The following is a 17,554-nucleotide window of genomic DNA, read 5'->3' as shown; positions in this document are numbered from 1 at the left end:
CTCCGTTCGACCGGATCGAGGGTGACGCCGTGTCCGGCGTCATCACCACCGGCCCCACCTGGCGGTGACCAGCGACACCGACGGGCCGTAGGTGTGGAACGAGCCGACCCGGCCGGAAGTGACGGATGGGCGGGGCCGCGGAGCGGGGCGGCGGATCGACGGATCGCGGCGTACCGTTGGCGGGACGCGGCACCGGAGCCGTCGGGTCCCCCGTTCCCGATGTCCGGGCCGCCGCGGGTCGCCGGCAGGTCCCGTGTCGGCGACCCGCACCCTCTCTCCGAAATCCAGGTGCGCCGGTGCCGTCCGCGCGTCTACGGTCGGGGCATGCGCAGCGCGGTAGTGACCACGACGCCGGGTGTTCCCGGCGCGCCGCACTGACGTTTCCGTCGACGAGGCCCCGGGGCGATCCGCTCCGGGGCTTCGCGGCGTTCCGGGCCTGCTCGCCTCCGGGTCGTACCCGATCAAGGAGAGCGACATGATCGACCACCGCAGGCTCGGCCGGGACCTGGAGCTGTTCGTCTCCGACCCGCTCGCGGGCGCCGGGCTGCCGATCTGGCTGCCGGACGGCGCCGCCGCCCGGCACGCCGTCGAGGAGTACGTGCGGGAGCTGGAGCGGCGGGCCGGCTACCGGCACGTCTACTCGCCGCCGCTGGGCAAACGGGAGCTGTTCGAGCTGTCCGGGCACCTCGGCTACTTCGCCGACGACATGTTCCCGCCGATGCGGCTGAGCGCCGACGACGAGTTCGTGCTGCGTCCGGCGCTGTGCCCACATCACGCGCTGGTGTTCCGCGCCCGGGGCCGCTCCTACCGGGAGCTGCCGCTGCGGATCGCCGAGCTGGGCGGCATGTACCGGGCGGAGCGTTCCGGGGTGCTCGGCGGGCTGTCCCGGGTGCGCGCCATCTCGCTCAACGACGCGCACACCTTCTGCGCGCTGGACCAGGTCGGTGACGAGGTCCGCGAGGTCCTGCGGCTGATCGGCGAGGCGCACGCCGCGCTCGGCGTGCGTCCCGCCGGGTTGCGGCTGTCGTTGCGCGGGCCGGGCCAGCGGTACGTGGGCGACGACGCGAGCTGGGCGCGGGCCGAGGACCTGCTCCGCGCGGCGCTCGACGGGGTGGACGTCGTGGAGGCGCCCGGCGAGGCCGCGTTCTACGGCCCGAAGATCGACATTCAGATCGTGGACGCGGCCGGCCGGGAGTCGACCATCTCCACCGTCCAGCTCGACTTCGACAAGCCGGAGCGGTTCGACCTGTCGTACACCGACTCGGACGGCCGCCGGAAACGGCCGGTGATGGTGCACCGCAGCCTGGTCGGCAGCATGGAGCGGCTGTTCGCGTACCTGATCGAGGTGCACGAGGGCGCGTTCCCGGCCTGGTACGCCCCGGTGCAGTTGCTGCTGCTCCCGCTCGACGCGGCGCAGGCCGACGCGGCCGCCGGGCTGGCCCACCGGGCCGAGGCGGCCGGGCTGCGGGCCGAGGTGGACCATGCCGGCTCGCTCGGCGCCCGCATCCGCGACGCGGCCCGCAGGCGCATCCCGTACACCGGGGTGATCGGCCCCCGGGAGGCGGCCGACGGGTCGCTCTCGCTGCGTCTGCGCGACGGCCGGGTGCTCGACCCGATGCCCGCCGCGCAGGCGCTGGGCCTGATCGGCGCGGTGGTCGCGAGCCGGTCGGCGGCGCTGCTCCCGGTCTGACCCCGGCCCGTCCGGGTGCCGGGAAGGCACCCGGACGGGGACCGGTGTCGGACCTGTGGCCGGGTCCACGTCAGTTCCCGACCGGCGTGCCGGCGCCGGCACGCATTCCGTTCGGCGGGCCGGCCGGTGCCGGCGCCGGAACCTCGTCGGTGATCACCGCGCCGGTGAACTGCGCCCGGTAGAGCCGGGCGTACGCGCCACCGGCGGCGACGAGCTGCTCGTGGGTGCCCTGCTCCACGATCCGGCCCTGCTCCATCATCAGGATCAGGTCGGCGTCGCGGATGGTGGAGAGCCGGTGCGCGATGACGAAGCTCGTCCGGTCCGAGCGCAGCGCCGCCATGGCGCGCTGGAGCAGCACCTCGGTGCGGGTGTCCACCGAGCTTGTCGCCTCGTCCAGGATCAGCAGCGACGGCTCGGCCAGGAACGCGCGGGCGATGGTGATCAGCTGCTTCTCGCCGGCGCTGACGTTGCTGCCCTCCTCGTCGATCACGGTGTCGTAGCCGTCCGGCAGGCTGCGGACGAACCGGTCCACGAACGTGGCCCGCGCGGCGGCGAGGATCTCCTCCTCGGTGGCGTCCGGGCGGCCGTAGGCGATGTTGTCCCGGATGGTGCCGCCGAACAGCCAGGTGTCCTGCAGCACCATGCCGATCCGGCCGCGCAGGTCGTCGCGGCGCATCGTGGAGATGTCCACCCCGTCCAGCGTGATCCGGCCGGCGTCCAGCTCGTAGAACCGCATGACCAGGTTGACCAGCGTGGTCTTGCCCGCGCCGGTGGGACCGACGATGGCGACCGTGTGGCCCGGCTCGGCGACCAGGGACAGGTCGTCGATGAGCGGCTTCTCCGGGTCGTACCGGAAGGAGACGTGCTCGAACTCGACCCGCCCGTGCGGGTCGGCGATCCGGGCCGGCTCGGCCGGGTCGGGGCTCTGCTCGTCGGCGTCGAGCACCGCGAAGACCCGCTCGGCCGAGGCCACGCCGGACTGCAGCAGGTTGGCCATCGACGCGACCTGGGTGAGTGGCTGGGTGAACTGCCGCGAGTACTGGATGAACGCCTGCACGTCACCGAGGCTCATCGAGCCCGACGCCACCCGCAGCCCGCCGACCACCGCGATCGCGACGTAGCTGAGGTTCCCGATGAAGAACATCGCCGGCATGATGATGCCGGAGACGAACTGCGCGCCGAAGCTGGCCCGGAACAACTCCTCGTTCTTGGCGTGGAAGGCGGCCTCGACCTCCTTCTGCCGGCCGAAGACCTTGACCAGCTCGTGCCCGGTGTACGCCTCCTCGATCTGGCCGTTCAGCTCGCCGGTGTGCTTCCACTGCGCGATGAACTTGCCCTGGGACCGCTTCGCGATCTGGCCGGTGACCACCACCGACAGCGGCACCGCGACCAGCGCGACCAGCGCCAGCAACGGCGAGATCCAGAACATCATCCCGAGTACGCCGACGACTGTGAGCAGCGACGTGAGCAACTGGCTGAGCGTCTGCTGCAGCGTCTGCGACACGTTGTCGATGTCGTTCGTGACCCGGCTCAGCAGCTCACCCCGGGGCTGCTTGTCGAAGTACGGCAGCGGCAGCCGGTTGAGCTTGTCCTCCACGTCGGCGCGCAGCTTGAGCACGGTGCGCTGCACCACCCCGTTGAGCACCCAGCCCTGCGCCCACTGCAGGATGCTCGCGCCGATGTAGAGCACCACCGCGAACGCCAGCACCCGGCCCAGCGCGTCGAAGTCGATGCCGGCGCCGGGGATGACGTCCATCCGGGCCAGCATGTCGGCGAAGTTGCCGTTGCCCTCGGCGCGGGCCGCCTCCGCCGCCGCCTCGGTGGTGGTGCCGGGCGGGAGCTGCCGCCCGATCACCCCGCTGAAGATGATGTCGGTGGCGTGGCCGAGCACCTTCGGTCCGACGACGCTGAGCCCGACGCTGCCCAGGGCCAGCGCGAGCACGCCGGTGAGCTGGAGCCGGTACGGCCGCAGCCGCCCCAGCAGGCGGCGCGCCGACGGCCCGAAGTTCATCGCCTTCTCGGCCGGCATGCCCATGTTCATGTGCGGCGGTCCACCGGCGGGCCGGCGTCCGGCCGGAGGCAGCCGCTTCGGTTCGTTCTTCTGCTGCGGAACCGGCGCGCTCACGCGGCCACCTCCGCCGTCTGCTGCGACGCCACGATCTCGGCGTACGTGGGGCAGCTCTCCAGCAGTTCCTCATGTCGTCCCATCCCGACGACACCCCCGTCCTCGAGCACGATGATCTGGTCGGCGTCGACGATCGTGGAGACCCGCTGGGCCACGATCACCACCGCCGCGTCCGCGGTGACCGGCTTGAGGGCGGCCCGCAGCCGGGCGTCCGTGCCGAGGTCGAGCGCGGAGAAGGAGTCGTCGAAGAGATAGATCTCCGGTTTGCGTACGAGCGCACGGGCGATCGCCAGCCGTTGCCGCTGGCCACCGGAGACGTTCGTGCCGCCCTGCGCGATCGGCGCGTCCAGTCCGCCCGCCATCTCGGCGACGAAGTCACGCGCCTGGGCGATCTCCAGCGCGGCCCACAGGTCCGCGTCGGTGGCGTCCGGGTTGCCGTACCGCAGGTTGCTGGCGACGGTGCCGCTGAACAGGTACGGCCGCTGGGGTACCAGCCCGATCCGCCGCCACAGCTCCTCCGGGGCGAGTTCCCGGACGTCCACGCCGTCGACCAGGACGGCGCCGGCGGTCGGGTCGACCAGCCGGGGGATCAGGGTCAGCAGCGTCGTCTTGCCGGCGCCGGTGGAGCCGATGATCGCGGTGGTCCGGCCCGGTTCGGCCCGGAACGAGATGTCGTGCAGCACCGGCGCGCTCGCGCCCGGGTACTGGAATCCGGCGCCGCGCAGTTCCAGCTCGCCGTGGCCGGTGACCTCGGTGACCGGGTCGGGCGCCGGCACCACCGACGAGTCGGTGTCCAGCACCTCCTCGATGCGTTCGGCGCAGACCGCGGCCCGGGGCACCATCATCAGCATGAAGGTGGCCATCATGACCGCCATCAGGATCTGCATCAGGTACTGCAGGAACGCGGTAAGCGCGCCGACCTGGATCTGGCCGGAGTCGACGCGCGCCGCGCCGAACCAGAGCACCGCGACGCTGGAGACGTTCAGGACCAGCATCACGATCGGGAAGATCAGCGCCTGGAGCCGTCCGATCCGCAGCGCGGTGGCGGTCAGGTCGGTGTTCGCCGCCCGGAACCGGTCGGTCTCGTACGGCTCCCGGACGAAGGCCCGGACCACCCGGATGCCGGTGATCTGCTCGCGCATCACCCGGTTGACGGTGTCGATCCGGGTCTGCATGAGCCGGAAGCCCGGCACCATCCGGCGGATGATCAGGCCCAGCGCGACGGCGAGCACCGGTACGCAGACCAGCATCAGCCAGGAGAGCCCGACGTCCTCGCGCAGCGCCATCACCACGCCACCGACGCTCATGATCGGCGCGGCGACCAGCATGGTGCAGCTCAGCAGCACCAGCATCTGCACCTGCTGGACGTCGTTGGTGTTGCGGGTGATCAGGGACGGCGCGCCGAACCGGGCCACCTCGCGGGCGGAGAAGCTGTTCACCCGCCGGAAGATGGCGCCCCGCACGTCGCGGCCGAAGCCCATCGCGGTCTTCGCCCCGAAGTAGACGGCGGCGATCGAGCAGGCGATCTGGAGCAGGCTGACCAGCAGCATCCAGCCGCCCGTACGCAGGATCTGGTCGGTGTCGCCGACGGCGACGCCGCGGTCGATGATGTCGGCGTTGAGGCTGGGCAGGTAGAGCGACGCGATGGTGCCGACGAACTGGAACGCCACCACGGCGACCAGCCATCGTCGGTACGGGCGCAGATGTGTGCGGAGCAGGCGGATCAACACGGATGGCTCCCCGTTGGCGGCTCGGTGTCGGACTCGCTGTCCCGGTTCAACCGACGGAGGTCTCCGTCGGACATGCCGGTGATGATTTCGATCAGGAACTCGCGGATGACCGCCCGCTTGTCCGGGTCGGCGTCGACGGACGTCAGTGGCCGGTCGCTGTGGATCATGTCGATGATGGTGCGGGCGTGCTCGCCGCCCTTGTCGGTGAGGGCGAGCCGGACGGTGCGGCGGTCCTCGGGCGCGCGGCGCCTGGTGACGAAGCCGTCGCGTTCGAGGGTGTCCACGATGCCGGTGAGCGTGGCGGGCCGGACGAAGCACAGCTCGGCCATTTCCCGGTGGCTCACGTCGCCGGATCGGAGGAGGATCATCAGGACCCGCATGCCGGCGGACGTGAGCCCGTGGTGTTCGGCGAGGTAACGCCCCCAGTGCTGCTCGACGACGTGGCCGGCGATGGAGACCAGCCGGCCGAGTGGCGCGTGGTGCAGGGCGTCGGGGAAGCGGACGAGCGGGCCCATGTTCACGAGCGTCAGATTAGCTCCCGAACCATCAGGGCCCAAACTATTTCTGAGAATCTCCTCAGCCGCGGTCGGCGCGGGCGCGCGGAGGCTCGTCCGGGGCGGTGGCGACGTACTCGCGCATCACCTCGGTGACCTCGCGCAGGAACGCTGTGGTGGCCTCGGCCTGCTCGGGGGTGAGCCGGGAGACCGCCCGGTCGACGCCGACGAGCATCGGGCGCAGCGCCTCCAGCACCTCACCCACGCCGCTCTCGGTCACCTGGAGGCTGAGCCGACGCCGGTCGTGCGGGTGCGGGGCCCGGGCGACGTGACCGGCCTGCACCAGCCGGTCCACGAGCGTGGTCGCCGAGGCGGACCGGATGCCGAGCCGGTTGCCCAGTTCGACCGGGCCCAGTGGCTCCGGGCTGGAGATCAGGTGATGGATCGCGGCGGCGTCGGTCGAGTTGAGGCCCAGGCGGCGGGCCAGCGCGGCCCGGGTGTCACCGGCGATCCGTAGCACCTCGCGCAGCGCCCGGGAGGTCTCGCTGCTCGGCGGCGGACCCGGTGCGGGCTCCCCGGTTGACGGCACCCCCTCCATGGGATAAAGCTAGCACTTCGGGTAGCTAGAAAATCTAGCTAAAGGGAGGGCACCATGCGCGGCGACGGGCGCGGACGCTGGTTCGGGCTGCTGGCCATCAGCCTCGGCGTAGCGATGATCATCGTGGACGCCACCATCGTGAACGTCGCGGTGCCGCAGATCATCCGGGACCTCGACATCACCTCCACCGACGCGCAGTGGGTGCAGGAGGCGTACACCCTGGTCTTCGCCGCGTTGCTGCTGGTCGCCGGCCGCTTCGCCGACCGGTCCGGACGGCGGCGGATGTTCCTCGTCGGCGTCACAGTGTTCGTGGTCGCCAGCGTCCTCGCCGCGCTCGCCGGCTCCGGCGAGACGCTCATCGCCGCCCGGGTGCTCCAGGGCGTCGGCGGGGCGATGATGCTGCCCACCTCGCTCTCCCTGCTCAACGCCAACTTCACCGGCCGGGAGAAGGGCATCGCGTTCGCCGTCTGGGGCTCCACCATCGGTGGCGCAGCAGCGCTCGGTCCGCTGCTCGGCGGCTGGCTCACCACCACGTACTCCTGGCGGTGGGCCTTCGGCATCAACGTCCCGGTCAGCCTCGCCGTGATCGTGGCGACGCTCGTGCTGGTGGCCGAGTCCCGCGACGACCGGGCCGAACGCGGCCTGGACCTCACCGGCGCGCTGCTCTCCGTGATCGGCATGACCGGCGTGGTCTTCGCGCTGATCGAGGGCCGCACCTACGGCTGGTGGGAGCGGGAACGGCCGTTCAGCCTCTTCGGGCTGGACTGGACCGCGTCGATCTCACCGGTGCCGGTGGCCGCGCTCCTCGGGCTCGCCGCGCTCGGGCTCTTCCTGACCCAGCAGGTACGCCGCAACCGGGCCGGCCGTCCGGCACTGCTCGACCTGTCGCTGTTCGGCATCGGCTCGTTCCGCAACGGCATCCTGGCCGCCGCGATCGTCAGCCTGGGCGAGTTCGGCCTGCTGTTCGCGCTGCCGCTGTGGTTCCAGAACGTGCTCGGCTACAGCGCCTTCCGGACCGGCCTGGCGCTGCTGCCGCTCGCCGTCGGCAGCTTCCTGGCCAGCGGCATCGGCGCGCCGCTGACCCAGCGCTGGGGCGCGGCCCGGGTGGTCCAGCTCGGTGTCGCCGCCGAACTGGTCGGCGTGGCCGGGCTCGGATTCGTGGTCGCGCCGGACACCAGCTGGTGGGCGCCGGTGGGCTTCCTGTTCGTCTACGGCGTCGGCGTCGGCCTGGCCACCGCCCAGCTCACCGGCGTCTCGCTGTCCGAGGTGCCGGTACGCCGCAGCGGCCAGGGCTCGGGCCTGCAGAGCACCGCCCGGCAGGTCGGCTCCGCGCTCGGCATCGCGGTCCTCGGCACCGTGCTCTTCGCCGGCCTCGGCGGGCTGCTCGGCGACCGCCTGGCCGACCAGCCCGGCCTCGACCCGGCCCAGCGGGACCAGGTGGTCAGCGCGGTCAAGGAGAGCGCCGGCGCGGCGATCGGCGGGCTGGAGGCGGACCCGCGTACCGCGCCGATCGCCGAGGAGGCGAAGGCGGCGTTCTCCGACGCCACCCGGTACGCGGCATTCGCGGGCGCCGGGTTCCTGCTGATCGGCCTGGTCGCCTGCCTGCGCCTGCCGACAGTTCGCCACGGGGAGACCGGGGAATCCCAGCCCGCCGAAGCGGAGCCGTCCCGGGCCTGAGCCGGGTTCCGCCGGTCGGCGTGGGCGGGCGGGGTCGCCGGGCCCGCGGCGGGTCATCCGCCGAGGGTCACCGTCAGCGCCGCGGCCACGAAGACGACCTGGAGCACGGTACGGACGCCGAGCGGCGTCACCGGGCGCCCGGCGAGCATGAGGCGTCGCCGTGCGGCTGACACGTTGGCCGGGAACATGGCGAGCATCAGCAGTGCCAGCCCGGCCGCCGCCGGGCGCGCGGTGGCCGGGAACAGCAGCGCGAGCGCGCCGGCCAGTTCCAGTACGCCGGTGACGGTGACCAGCAAGGCCGGCCGGGGCAGCGACGGCGGGACCATCGCGATGAGGCCGGCGCGGCGGGACACGAAGTGGGCCACGCCGGTCAGCACGAACATCAGCGCCAGCCCCACTCGCAGCGCGGGGTGCCACCCGTCCAGGGCGTCCACGCCGAGCAGGCCGGCTATCCGGGCCAGCGCGGTGCCGGCGAGCAGTGCGATCAGGGGTGCCATTGTCGATCCCTCCGACGAAAATCTTGTCGCTGACAAGATTGCGGCGATGGTGCCATCTTGTCAATGACAAGTTAGGGTGACTGCATGGCCTCGTACCACCACGGCGACCTCCGCCGCGTCCTGCTGAGCACCGCCGCCGAGGCGATCGCCGAGTCCGGACCGGCCGCGCTGAGCCTGCGTGAGCTGGCTCGGCGCGCCGGGGTCTCGCACGCCGCGCCGGCGCACCACTTCGGCGACAAGGCCGGGCTGCTCACCGCGTTCGCCACCCAGGGCTTCGACCTGCTCGCCGACGCGTTGCGGCAGGCCGGGGACGACCTGCTCGACACCGGCGTGGCCTACGTCGGGTTCGCGGTGCGGCACCGGGCGCACTTCGACGTCATGTTCCGGCCCGAGCTGTACCGGGCCGACGACCCGGAGCTGGTCGCCGCCCGCGCCCGCTCCGGCGACGTGCTGCGCGAGGGGGTGGCCCGGCACACCGGGCGGGAGCCGGACGCCGACGCGCTCGCCGCCTGGTCGATCGTGCACGGCTTCGCCACGCTCTGGCTCTCCGGCGCGCTGCCGCCACGGGTGGGCGACGACCCGGAGGCTGCCGCCCGTACCGTGATCAGGCGGTTGTTCGACTGAGCGGGACCGAACGTCACCAGCTCGTCGGCAGCGGCATCCCCTCGGTGTAGCCGGCGGCGCTCTGCACACCGACGAGCGCCCGCTCGTGGAACTCCTCCAGGCTGCGCGCGCCCGCGTAGGTGAACGCGCTGCGCACCCCGGAGATGATCTCGTCGATCAGGTCCTCGACGCCGGGCCGGTTCGGGTCCAGGTACATCCGGGCCGAGGAGATGCCCTCCTCGAAGATCGCCTTCCGGGCCCTGTCGAACGCGCTGTCCTCGGCCGTACGGGCGCTCACCGCACGCGAGGACGCCATGCCGAAGCTCTCCTTGTAGCGCCGCCCGTCGGCGTCGGTGTACAGGTCGCCGGGGGACTCGTAGGTGCCGGCGAACCAGGAGCCGATCATCACGTTCGACGCGCCCGCGGCCAGCGCCAGCGCCACGTCGCGCGGGTGGCGTACGCCGCCGTCGGCCCACACGTGCCGCCCCAGCGAGCGGGCCGCCGCGGCGCAGTCGAGCACCGCGGAGAACTGCGGACGGCCCACGCCGGTCATCATCCGGGTGGTGCACATCGCGCCCGGCCCGACACCCACCTTCACGATGTCCGCACCGGCGTCGACCAGGTCGCGTACGCCATCAGCGGTGACCACGTTCCCCGCCGCCACCGGCACCGGCGGGTCCAGCCGGCGGACCGCCCGCAGCGCCTGGAGCATCCGCTCCTGGTGCCCGTGCGCGGTGTCCACGACGAGCGTGTCCACCCCGGCCTCCAGCAGGGCGGCGGCCTTGCCGGTGACGTCGCCGTTGATGCCCACCGCGGCGGCGATCCGCAACCGCCCCCGGTCGTCCACCGCGGGCTTGTACAGCGTGGCGCGCAGCGCGCCCTGCCGGGTCAGCACCCCGACCAGGCGGCCGTCGCCGTCCACCACCGGCGCGATCCGCCGCCGGCCCGCCGACAGCCGGTCGAATCCGGTACGCGGGTCCGCGTCCGCCGGCACGGTGTGCAGCTCGGTCGACATCACGTGCCGGAGCTGGGCGAAGCGGTCCACCCCGACGGTGTCCGCCTCGGTCACCACGCCCATCGGCCGGCCGTCCCCGTCGACCACCACCACCGCGCCGTGCGACCGCTTCGGCAGCAGATGGATGGCGTCGCCGACGGTGTCGGTCGGGCCGAGGGCGATCGCCGTGTCGTGCACCAGGTGCCGCTGCTTGACCCAGCCCACCACGTCGGCGACGACCTCGATCGGGATGTCCTGTGGGATCACCGCCACCGCGCCGCGCCGGGCCACCGTCTCGGCCATCCGCCGGCCGGCGACGGCCGTCATGTTCGCCACCACGAGCGGGATCGTGGTGCCGGTCCCGTCGGTGGTGGCCAGGTCGACGTCGAGCCGGGAGCCCACCTCGGACCGGTTGGGCGCCATGAAGACGTCGTTGTAGGTCAGGTCGTGCGCGGGGACCGCGCCGTGAAGGAACCGCACCCGGCCATCATTCCCGCCCCGGGCCGTGCCCGCCCCCGGTGGTGGCTCACACCACCCGGCCTCGCGCTGTTAAGAAGGGGCCCCTTCACTACCTCAGGCGTTAAGAAGGGGCCCTTCCTTACACCTCAGGCGATGGTGCAGATCGCGGCGCCGGACGTGATCACCGCGCCGACCTCGGCGGCGAGCCCGCTGACCGTGCCGGCCTTGTGCGCGTGCAGCGGCTGCTCCATCTTCATCGCCTCCAGCACCACGACCAGGTCGCCCTCGGCCACCTCGTCGCCGTCGGCGACCGCGATCTTCACGATCGTGCCCTGCATCGGCGAGGTGAGCGTGTCGCCGCTGACCGCGGCGCCCGCCTTGCCTCCGCCGCCCCGGCGGGCCGGCTTCTTCGCGGCGGGCGCGGCTGCCGCCGTACCCGCGCCGAGCCCGGCGGGGAGGACGACCTCCAGCCGCTTGCCGCCCACCTCGACCACGACGGTCTCGCGCTCGGCCGGCTCGTCGGCGGCGCCGGCGGCGGCGGTGAACGCCGGTACGGTGTTGTCCCACTCGGTCTCGATCCACCGGGTGTGCACGGTGAACGGTTCGGCGGTGAACGCCTCGTCGCGGATCACCAGGCGGTGGAAGGGCAGCGCGGTGGCCATGCCGTCGACCACCATCTCGTCGAGCGCCCGGCGGGCCCGCTCCAGCGCCTCGGCGCGCGTCTCGCCGACGATGATCACCTTGGCGAGCAGCGAGTCGAAGTTGCCGCCGATCACGTCGCCGGCCGAGATGCCGGTGTCCACCCGCACGCCCGGCCCGGAGGGCAGGCGCAGCGCGGTGACGGTGCCCGGCGCGGGCAGGAAGTTGCGGCCCGGATCCTCGCCGTTGATCCGGAACTCGATGGCGTGTCCGCGCGGCGTCGGGTCCTCGGTGAAGCGCAGCTTCTCCCCGTCGGCGATGCGGAACTGCTCGCGTACCAGGTCGATGCCGGCGGTCTCCTCGGTCACCGGGTGCTCGACCTGCAGCCGCGTGTTCACCTCTAGGAAGGAGATCGTGCCGTCCGCGCCGACCAGGTATTCCACGGTGCCGGCGCCGTGGTAGCCGGCCTCGCGGCAGATGGCCTTGGCGCTGTCGTGGATCTGGGCGCGCTGGGCGTCGGTGAGGAACGGCGCGGGCGCCTCCTCGACCAGCTTCTGGTGCCGGCGCTGCAACGAGCAGTCCCGGGTGCCCACCACGATCACGTTGCCGTGCTGGTCGGCCAGCACCTGCGCCTCGACGTGGCGCGGCTTGTCGAGGTAGCGCTCGACGAAGCACTCGCCCCGGCCGAACGCGGCGACCGCCTCGCGGGTGGCCGACTCGAACAGGTGCGGAATCTCCTCCATGGTGCGGGCGACCTTGAGGCCACGCCCGCCACCGCCGAAGGCGGCCTTGATGGCGACCGGCAGGCCGTGGTCGACGGCGAACGCCATCACCTCGTCCGCGTTGCCCACCGGGTCCGGGGTGCCGGGCACCAGCGGCGCGCCGGCCCGCTGCGCGATGTGCCGGGCGGTCACCTTGTCGCCGAGGTCGCGGATCGCCTGCGGGGTGGGCCCGATCCAGGTGAGCCCGGCGTCGATGACGGCCTGGGCGAAGTCGGCGTTCTCGGAGAGGAAGCCGTAGCCGGGGTGCACCGCGTCCGCGCCGGAGCGGGCCGCGACGTCGATCAGCTTGTCGATGCGCAGGTAGCTGTCCGCGGCGGTGTCGCCACCGAGCGCGTACGCCTCGTCGGCGAGCGTGGCGTGCAGGGCGTCCCGGTCGGAGTCCGCGTAGACGGCGACGCTCGCCAGGCCGGCGTCGCGACAGGCGCGAATGACGCGGACGGCGATCTCGCCGCGGTTGGCGATGAGAACCTTGCGCACCTTGAGGCTCCTCCCGGGAGGTCGTTGCCGGGAGTTTAGCGGCCTGCCTGCGGAGCCTAACGAACGCTCAGTGTGGGATGCGGCACTGTAGTCAAATTTGCCTATTACGCTTGTCCGGTGTCGGCAACGAGGATGATGATTCTGGGCCTGGTCCGGTGGATGCAGCCGGTGCACGGCTACGACGTGCGCCGTGAGCTGCTGAGCTGGAGCGCGGACAAGTGGGCCAACGTGCAGCCCGGCTCGATCTACCACGCGCTGCGCAAACTCACCGACGAGGGCCTGCTGCGGACCGTCTCGGTCGAGCAGGTGGGCGCCCGCCCGGCCCGCACCACGTACGAGGTGACGGCGAAGGGGGAGGACGAGTTCGAGACGCTGCTGCGCGCGCAGTGGTGGCAGGTGCAGGAGCCGCCGGACCCGTTCGTGGCGGCGTTCTCCTTCCTGCCGGCGATGCCGCGCGAGGAGGCCGCGGCGGCGCTGCGCAACCGGGCGAACCTCCTTCGCGCCGGGGTCGAGTCGATGCGCGCCTCGCTCGACTCGGACTGGGTACGCACCCGCAAGCCGGTGCACGTCGGGTGGATGTTCGAGCTGTGGCTGGCCCGCGCCGAGGCGGAGACGGCGTGGTGCGAGCGGATCGCGGAGCGGATCGAGTCGGGAGTGTCGTACCTGCCGGATGGGATGGAGCGGGCCGAGGGCTGGTCGGGCTGGACCGACGGCTCCCGATGACACGACATAATCAACGTTGACCAAAGAAGCTATATCGCGTTAGCCTCGGTAGGAATCGCGGGGGATTCGTGCGTCCTCGCGGACGATCGGCGGCCGGTCAGGCCCGCCCGGACGACCAGGAGCAGAAATGATCGAGACCAGGGGGTTGCGGAAGTCGTACCGCTCCCGCGAGGGTCGCGAGACGAAGACCGTGGACGCCGTCCGCGGCGTCAACCTCGACGTCGCCGAGGGGGAGATCTTCGGCTTCCTCGGGCCCAACGGCGCCGGCAAGACCACCACGCTGCGGATGCTCGCCACGCTCATCGAGCCGGACGGCGGCGAGGCCACCGTGGCCGGCGCCGACCTGCGCAAGGACCCGGCCGAGGTGCGCCGCCGGATCGGGTACGTGGCCCAGGGCGGCAGCACCTGGGACGAGTCGAGCGCCCGCGAGGAGCTGGTGCTCCAGGCCCGCCTCTACGGCATCAGCAAGGCCGAGGCGCACCGACGCGCCGAGCGCGCGCTCGAAGCCTTCCAGCTCACCGAGTACGCCGACCGCAAGTGCAAGACCTACTCCGGCGGCCAGCGCCGGCGGGTCGAGATCGCGCTCGGCATCATCCACGAGCCGAAGATCGTCTTCCTGGACGAGCCGACCACCGGCCTCGACCCGCAGAGCCGCGCGCACATGTGGGACGAGATCCGCCGGCTGCGTACCGAGGGGATGACCGTCTTCATCACCACGCACTACCTGGACGAGGCGGACGCGCTCTGCGACCGCATCGCGATCATGGATCACGGCGAGATCGTCGCCGAGGGCACGCCGGCCGAGCTGAAGCGGGAGATCTCCGGCGAGGTGGTGATCGTCGGACTGGACGCCCCGAGCACCCCGCGCGCCGCCGAACTGCTCGACACCGAGGCGTACGTGAGCAAGCTGGAGACCGTCGACGAGGGCGGCCTGCGCCTCTACGTCGACGAGGGCGCCACCGCCATCCCGCAGGTGCTGCGCCGCCTCGACCACGCCGGGCTGGACCTGCGCTCGATCGAGCTGCATCGGCCCAGCCTCGACGACGTCTTCCTCACCAAGACCGGCCGCTCGCTGCGCGAGTCCTGAACCCCGGAGAAGCTGTCATGAAACTCGCCCGCGACACCTGGCTGATCTTCCAGCGCCAGACGCAACTGCTGCTGCGCAACCCGGTGTGGATCTTCGTCGGCGTCTTCCAGCCGGTGATGTACCTGCTCCTGTTCGCCCCGCTGCTCAAGCCCGCGCTGAACGCCCCGACGCAGGCCGCCGCGTACAAGATCTTCGTGCCCGGTCTGCTCGTGCTGCTGGCCATCTTCGGCGGCCTGTTCCAGGGCTTCGGCCTGATCGCCGAGTTGCGCGCCGGCGTGATCGAACGCTCCCGGGTCACCCCGGTCAGCCGGCTCGCGCTGCTGCTCGGCCGGTCCCTGCGTGACGTGGTCTCGCTGATCGCGCAGGCGATCATCATCACGCTGCTGGCGCTCGCGTTCGACCTGCGCGTCTTCATCGGCAACCTGCTCCTGGCGTACCTGATGCTCGCCCTCATCGCGCTGATGACCTCGGCCGTCTCCTACGGCATCGCGCTCAAGGTCAAGAGCGAGGACGCGCTCGCCCCGCTCATGAACACCGTCGCGCAGCCGGTGCTGCTGCTCTCCGGCATCCTGCTGCCGCTCACCTTCGCGCCGGGCTGGCTCCAGGGCGTGGCCAAGTGGAACCCGTTCTCCTGGGCGGTCGAGGGCACGCGCGCGCTGTTCAACGGCGACCTCGGCAACGACCGCGTCTGGCAGGGCCTCGGCATCATCGCGGTGCTCGCCGCCGCAGGCGTTTTCTGGGCCGCCCGCCAGTTCGCCCGCAGTGTCCGCTGACCAGGGGAGACGTACCTCTCAGGAGGCAGGGGGCACCGGTGCCACGCGCGTAGCGTGGGCCGGTGCCCCGCCTCACCCGTGACCGGATCACCTGGCTGACCTACGCCCAGCTCGGTCTCTGGGGCTTCTTCCTCTACGGATTCGGCCCGGTCGTACCGCTGCTCCGCGACGAACAAGGCACCAGCGCCGCCGTCGCCGGCCTGCACAGCACCGGCATCGCCGTCGGCGCGCTGGCCGGCGGAGCGCTGTTCGCCCCGATCGCCCGCCGCCTCGGCCGCGGCCCAGCCATCTGGCTCGGCCTCGCCGGCGTCGCCGCCGGCGTCACCGCGCTCGGCCTGCTCCGCCCGCTACCCGCCACGCTCGCCGCCGTCGCGGTCATCGCCACCTTCGGCATGATGATCGTCAGTGGCGTCAGCGTGGTGCTCACCGCCCGGCACGGACCCGCCGCCCCCGCCGCGCTCACCGAGGCCAACGCCGCGTGCGCCGGCATGGGCATCCTGGCGCCGCTGACCATCGGCGCCAGCGTCGACGCCGGCCTCGGCTGGCGACCGCTGATGGCCGTCGAGGTCGGGCTGATCACGCTTGTCGCGCTCGCGGCTCTGACCTTCCGGGTACGCGGGCCGAACCGCGCCCCCGCTGTCGCGGCTGCCGGCACACCGGTCGCCGTGGCCGCATCCACCCGGGTGCCCGCCGTCCCCACGTCCGGGGTGGCCGAGGCCACCGCGCCCGCTCCGGCAGTACCCGCCGTCGGCGCATCCGACGCCGCCGTGCCCGCTCCGGGCGCTCCCGTCACCGTGTCGTCCGGGGGTGCCGTGCCTGTGCCCGCTTCGGCCGTGCCCGCGCCGGGGATGCCGGCGTCGGAGGTGCCCGCCTCCGGGGTGCGTGGGGCAGCGGGGCGGCTGCCGCGTGCGTACTGGATCGCCTGGGTTCTGATGTCAGTCACCGGGTCGATCGAGGTCTGCCTGTCGCTCTGGACCGCCGACGTGCTGCGGACCCACGCCGGGCTGAGCGCGGGCGGGGCGTCGGCGGCGGTGGCCGCGATCGTCTGCGGCATGTTCGCCGGCCGGATCGCCGGTGGCCGGGCCGCGCTGCGCTGGCCGCCGGTGCCGCTGCTGCTCGGCGCGCTCACCGTCTCGCTGGCCGGGTTCGCGCTGTTCTGGGGCAGTACGGTCGGCTGGCTCGCCGTCAGCGGCCTGGTCGTGCTCGGCCTGGGCAACGCGCTGCACTACCCGCTGGCGATCTCCATCGCGCTCGCAGTCGCCGGTCCGGCCGCCGACAAGGCGGCGGGCTGGTCGGCGTACTCGATGGGTGTGGGTTTCGGGATCGCGCCGGTCGCGCTCGGGTGGGTGGCCGACGGCGCCGGCCCGCACCCGGCGTTCCTGCTGCTGCCCGCGTTCATCGCGGTGGCGGTGCTGCTGACGGTGCGGCTGGGGCGTGCCTTGCCCGCGCCGGTCCGCGCGACTTGATCGACTCCGTTTCGGCGAGGTGGCGGTATCCGGTGTTCAGGGTTGCCGCCACTTCGGCGAGGTTGTGTTCGGGCCGGCTCAGAGCACTCGGGCGAGTGTGACGCCGTCGGCGATCGGCAGCATGACCGCCTCGACGCGCACGTCCGCGATCACCGCGTCGTTGAAGGCGGCGATCGCCCGGTCGTCGGCGTTGCGCGGGGCGAGCACCCGGCCGTCGCGCAGCGTGTTGTCGACGGCGACCACCGCGCCGGGGCGCATGCGCGGCACCAGCTCGTCCCAGTAGATCGGGTAGCCGACCTTGTCCGCGTCGATGAACGCGAAGTCCAGGTAACGCTCGCGGGGCAGCTCGCGCAGCGTCTGGGCGGCCGGGCCGATGCGCAGCTCGATCCGGTCCTGCACACCGGCGCGCTCCCAGTAGCGCCGGGCCACGCCCGTGTACTCCTCGGAGATGTCGAAGCAGGTCAGCCGCCCGCCATCGGCGAGCCCCCGGGCGATCGCCAGCGAGGAGAGGCCGGTGAACGTGCCCACCTCGACCGCCTGCCGTACGCCGAGCAGCCGGGTCAGGAACGTCAGGAACGCCGCCTGCTCCGGCGCGACCTGCATGACCGCCTCGGCGGGCAGGGCCGCCCGGGTCTCCTCGGCCAGCTCCCGGACGATCTCGTCCGGCGCGGACCCGTGGGCCACCAGGTAGGCGTGCAGTTCCGGGGTGAGCGGCAGAGGCTTCGTGGTCATGTCCGGAC

At 72.5% G+C, this 17,554-nt stretch carries 15 protein-coding genes; 7 read left to right on the top strand and 8 right to left on the bottom strand.

The annotated features are described in order from the left end of the window. The first annotated feature begins 475 nt into the window (after window positions 1-475). Window positions 476-1,690, top strand: a complete 1,215-nt coding sequence (gene thrS / locus O7542_RS21860) for a threonine--tRNA ligase (protein WP_281605153.1) — start codon at window positions 476-478, stop codon at window positions 1,688-1,690. 70 nt (window positions 1,691-1,760) lie between these two features. Here the strand turns inward: thrS and O7542_RS21855 are convergent, their stop codons facing one another. The 4 genes from O7542_RS21855 to O7542_RS21840 form a co-directional block, all read right to left on the bottom strand. Continuing rightward, window positions 1,761-3,731 carry an ABC transporter ATP-binding protein gene (locus O7542_RS21855; protein ID WP_223201446.1) on the bottom strand — a complete coding sequence of 657 codons (1,971 nt, stop codon included), beginning with the start codon at window positions 3,729-3,731 and terminating at the stop codon, window positions 1,761-1,763. 80 nt (window positions 3,732-3,811) lie between these two features. Next, the gene (locus O7542_RS21850) at window positions 3,812-5,545 is read right to left on the bottom strand and encodes an ABC transporter ATP-binding protein (protein ID WP_030501234.1); all 1,734 of its coding nucleotides are present in this window, start codon (window positions 5,543-5,545) and stop codon (window positions 3,812-3,814) included. Beyond that, entirely contained in the window at window positions 5,539-6,060 is a 522-nt protein-coding gene (locus tag O7542_RS21845; RefSeq protein ID WP_043330646.1) for a MarR family winged helix-turn-helix transcriptional regulator, read from the bottom strand. Before O7542_RS21845 ends, O7542_RS21850 begins: the two co-directional genes overlap by 7 nt. Before the next feature lie 61 nt (window positions 6,061-6,121). Then, window positions 6,122-6,637 carry a MarR family transcriptional regulator gene (locus O7542_RS21840; RefSeq protein WP_064447643.1) on the bottom strand — a complete coding sequence of 172 codons (516 nt, stop codon included), beginning with the start codon at window positions 6,635-6,637 and terminating at the stop codon, window positions 6,122-6,124. A 54-nt stretch (window positions 6,638-6,691) separates the two neighbouring features. Here O7542_RS21840 and O7542_RS21835 point away from each other — a divergent pair, with 54 nt between their 5' ends. Beyond that, window positions 6,692-8,314: an MFS transporter gene (locus O7542_RS21835; protein ID WP_043326702.1), complete on the top strand. Its 1,623-nt coding sequence runs from the start codon at window positions 6,692-6,694 to the stop codon at window positions 8,312-8,314. 53 nt (window positions 8,315-8,367) lie between these two features. Here O7542_RS21835 and O7542_RS21830 read toward each other — a convergent pair whose 3' ends face one another. Beyond that, window positions 8,368-8,811 carry a DoxX family membrane protein gene (locus O7542_RS21830; protein ID WP_281605152.1) on the bottom strand — a complete coding sequence of 148 codons (444 nt, stop codon included), beginning with the start codon at window positions 8,809-8,811 and terminating at the stop codon, window positions 8,368-8,370. Between the two features lie 84 nt (window positions 8,812-8,895). Here O7542_RS21830 and O7542_RS21825 point away from each other — a divergent pair, with 84 nt between their 5' ends. Then, window positions 8,896-9,435, top strand: coding sequence for a TetR/AcrR family transcriptional regulator (locus O7542_RS21825; RefSeq protein ID WP_064447645.1), 540 nt, complete (start codon window positions 8,896-8,898; stop codon window positions 9,433-9,435). Between the two features lie 13 nt (window positions 9,436-9,448). Here the strand turns inward: O7542_RS21825 and O7542_RS21820 are convergent, their stop codons facing one another. Continuing rightward, on the bottom strand, window positions 9,449-10,888 hold the full coding sequence (locus O7542_RS21820; RefSeq protein ID WP_043326696.1) for a GuaB1 family IMP dehydrogenase-related protein: 1,440 nt from the start codon (window positions 10,886-10,888) through the stop codon (window positions 9,449-9,451). A gap of 125 nt (window positions 10,889-11,013) precedes the next feature. Continuing rightward, a complete protein-coding gene (locus O7542_RS21815; RefSeq protein WP_069087149.1) occupies window positions 11,014-12,765 on the bottom strand; it encodes a biotin carboxylase N-terminal domain-containing protein in 1,752 nt (583 codons plus the stop codon). Window positions 12,766-12,897: 132 nt separating this feature from the next. Here O7542_RS21815 and O7542_RS21810 point away from each other — a divergent pair, with 132 nt between their 5' ends. The 4 genes from O7542_RS21810 to O7542_RS21795 all read left to right on the top strand — a co-directional run bounded on the left by O7542_RS21810 (window position 12,898) and on the right by O7542_RS21795 (window position 16,814). Next, window positions 12,898-13,488: a PadR family transcriptional regulator gene (locus O7542_RS21810; protein ID WP_043326691.1), complete on the top strand. Its 591-nt coding sequence runs from the start codon at window positions 12,898-12,900 to the stop codon at window positions 13,486-13,488. A gap of 127 nt (window positions 13,489-13,615) precedes the next feature. Continuing rightward, window positions 13,616-14,575: a daunorubicin resistance protein DrrA family ABC transporter ATP-binding protein gene (locus O7542_RS21805; protein ID WP_043326688.1), complete on the top strand. Its 960-nt coding sequence runs from the start codon at window positions 13,616-13,618 to the stop codon at window positions 14,573-14,575. Between the two features lie 17 nt (window positions 14,576-14,592). Beyond that, window positions 14,593-15,348 carry an ABC transporter permease gene (locus tag O7542_RS21800; RefSeq protein ID WP_013284036.1) on the top strand — a complete coding sequence of 252 codons (756 nt, stop codon included), beginning with the start codon at window positions 14,593-14,595 and terminating at the stop codon, window positions 15,346-15,348. Between the two features lie 62 nt (window positions 15,349-15,410). After that, window positions 15,411-16,814 (top strand): MFS transporter, encoded by a 1,404-nt coding sequence (locus O7542_RS21795; RefSeq protein WP_281605151.1) that lies wholly within the window; start codon window positions 15,411-15,413, stop codon window positions 16,812-16,814. A 78-nt stretch (window positions 16,815-16,892) separates the two neighbouring features. On the opposite strand, the gene O7542_RS21790 is transcribed toward O7542_RS21795, so the two are convergent. Continuing rightward, on the bottom strand, window positions 16,893-17,546 hold the full coding sequence (locus tag O7542_RS21790; RefSeq protein ID WP_064447649.1) for an O-methyltransferase: 654 nt from the start codon (window positions 17,544-17,546) through the stop codon (window positions 16,893-16,895). Between the last annotated feature and the right edge of the window lie 8 nt (window positions 17,547-17,554).

Origin of the sequence: Micromonospora sp. WMMC264, from assembly GCF_027497275.1 — a bacterium.
GTDB lineage: Bacteria > Actinomycetota > Actinomycetes > Mycobacteriales > Micromonosporaceae > Micromonospora > Micromonospora chalcea.
Note: the sequence above shows the minus strand (reverse complement) of the source record. Positions and strands in the feature narration are given on the sequence as shown.

Excerpts from the sequence above, each read along its gene's own strand:
- thrS (WP_281605153.1), top strand. The coding sequence starts at position 476 with ATGATCGACCACCGCAGGCTCGGCCGGGACCTGGAGCTGTTCGTCTCC.
- O7542_RS21855 (WP_223201446.1), bottom strand. The coding sequence starts at position 3,731 with ATGAACATGGGCATGCCGGCCGAGAAGGCGATGAACTTCGGGCCGTCG.
- O7542_RS21845 (WP_043330646.1), bottom strand. The coding sequence starts at position 6,060 with ATGGGCCCGCTCGTCCGCTTCCCCGACGCCCTGCACCACGCGCCACTC.
- O7542_RS21840 (WP_064447643.1), bottom strand. The coding sequence starts at position 6,637 with ATGGAGGGGGTGCCGTCAACCGGGGAGCCCGCACCGGGTCCGCCGCCG.
- O7542_RS21835 (WP_043326702.1), top strand. The coding sequence starts at position 6,692 with ATGCGCGGCGACGGGCGCGGACGCTGGTTCGGGCTGCTGGCCATCAGC.
- O7542_RS21830 (WP_281605152.1), bottom strand. The coding sequence starts at position 8,811 with ATGGCACCCCTGATCGCACTGCTCGCCGGCACCGCGCTGGCCCGGATA.
- O7542_RS21825 (WP_064447645.1), top strand. The coding sequence starts at position 8,896 with ATGGCCTCGTACCACCACGGCGACCTCCGCCGCGTCCTGCTGAGCACC.
- O7542_RS21810 (WP_043326691.1), top strand. The coding sequence starts at position 12,898 with ATGATGATTCTGGGCCTGGTCCGGTGGATGCAGCCGGTGCACGGCTAC.
- O7542_RS21805 (WP_043326688.1), top strand. The coding sequence starts at position 13,616 with ATGATCGAGACCAGGGGGTTGCGGAAGTCGTACCGCTCCCGCGAGGGT.
- O7542_RS21800 (WP_013284036.1), top strand. The coding sequence starts at position 14,593 with ATGAAACTCGCCCGCGACACCTGGCTGATCTTCCAGCGCCAGACGCAA.
- O7542_RS21790 (WP_064447649.1), bottom strand. The coding sequence starts at position 17,546 with ATGACCACGAAGCCTCTGCCGCTCACCCCGGAACTGCACGCCTACCTG.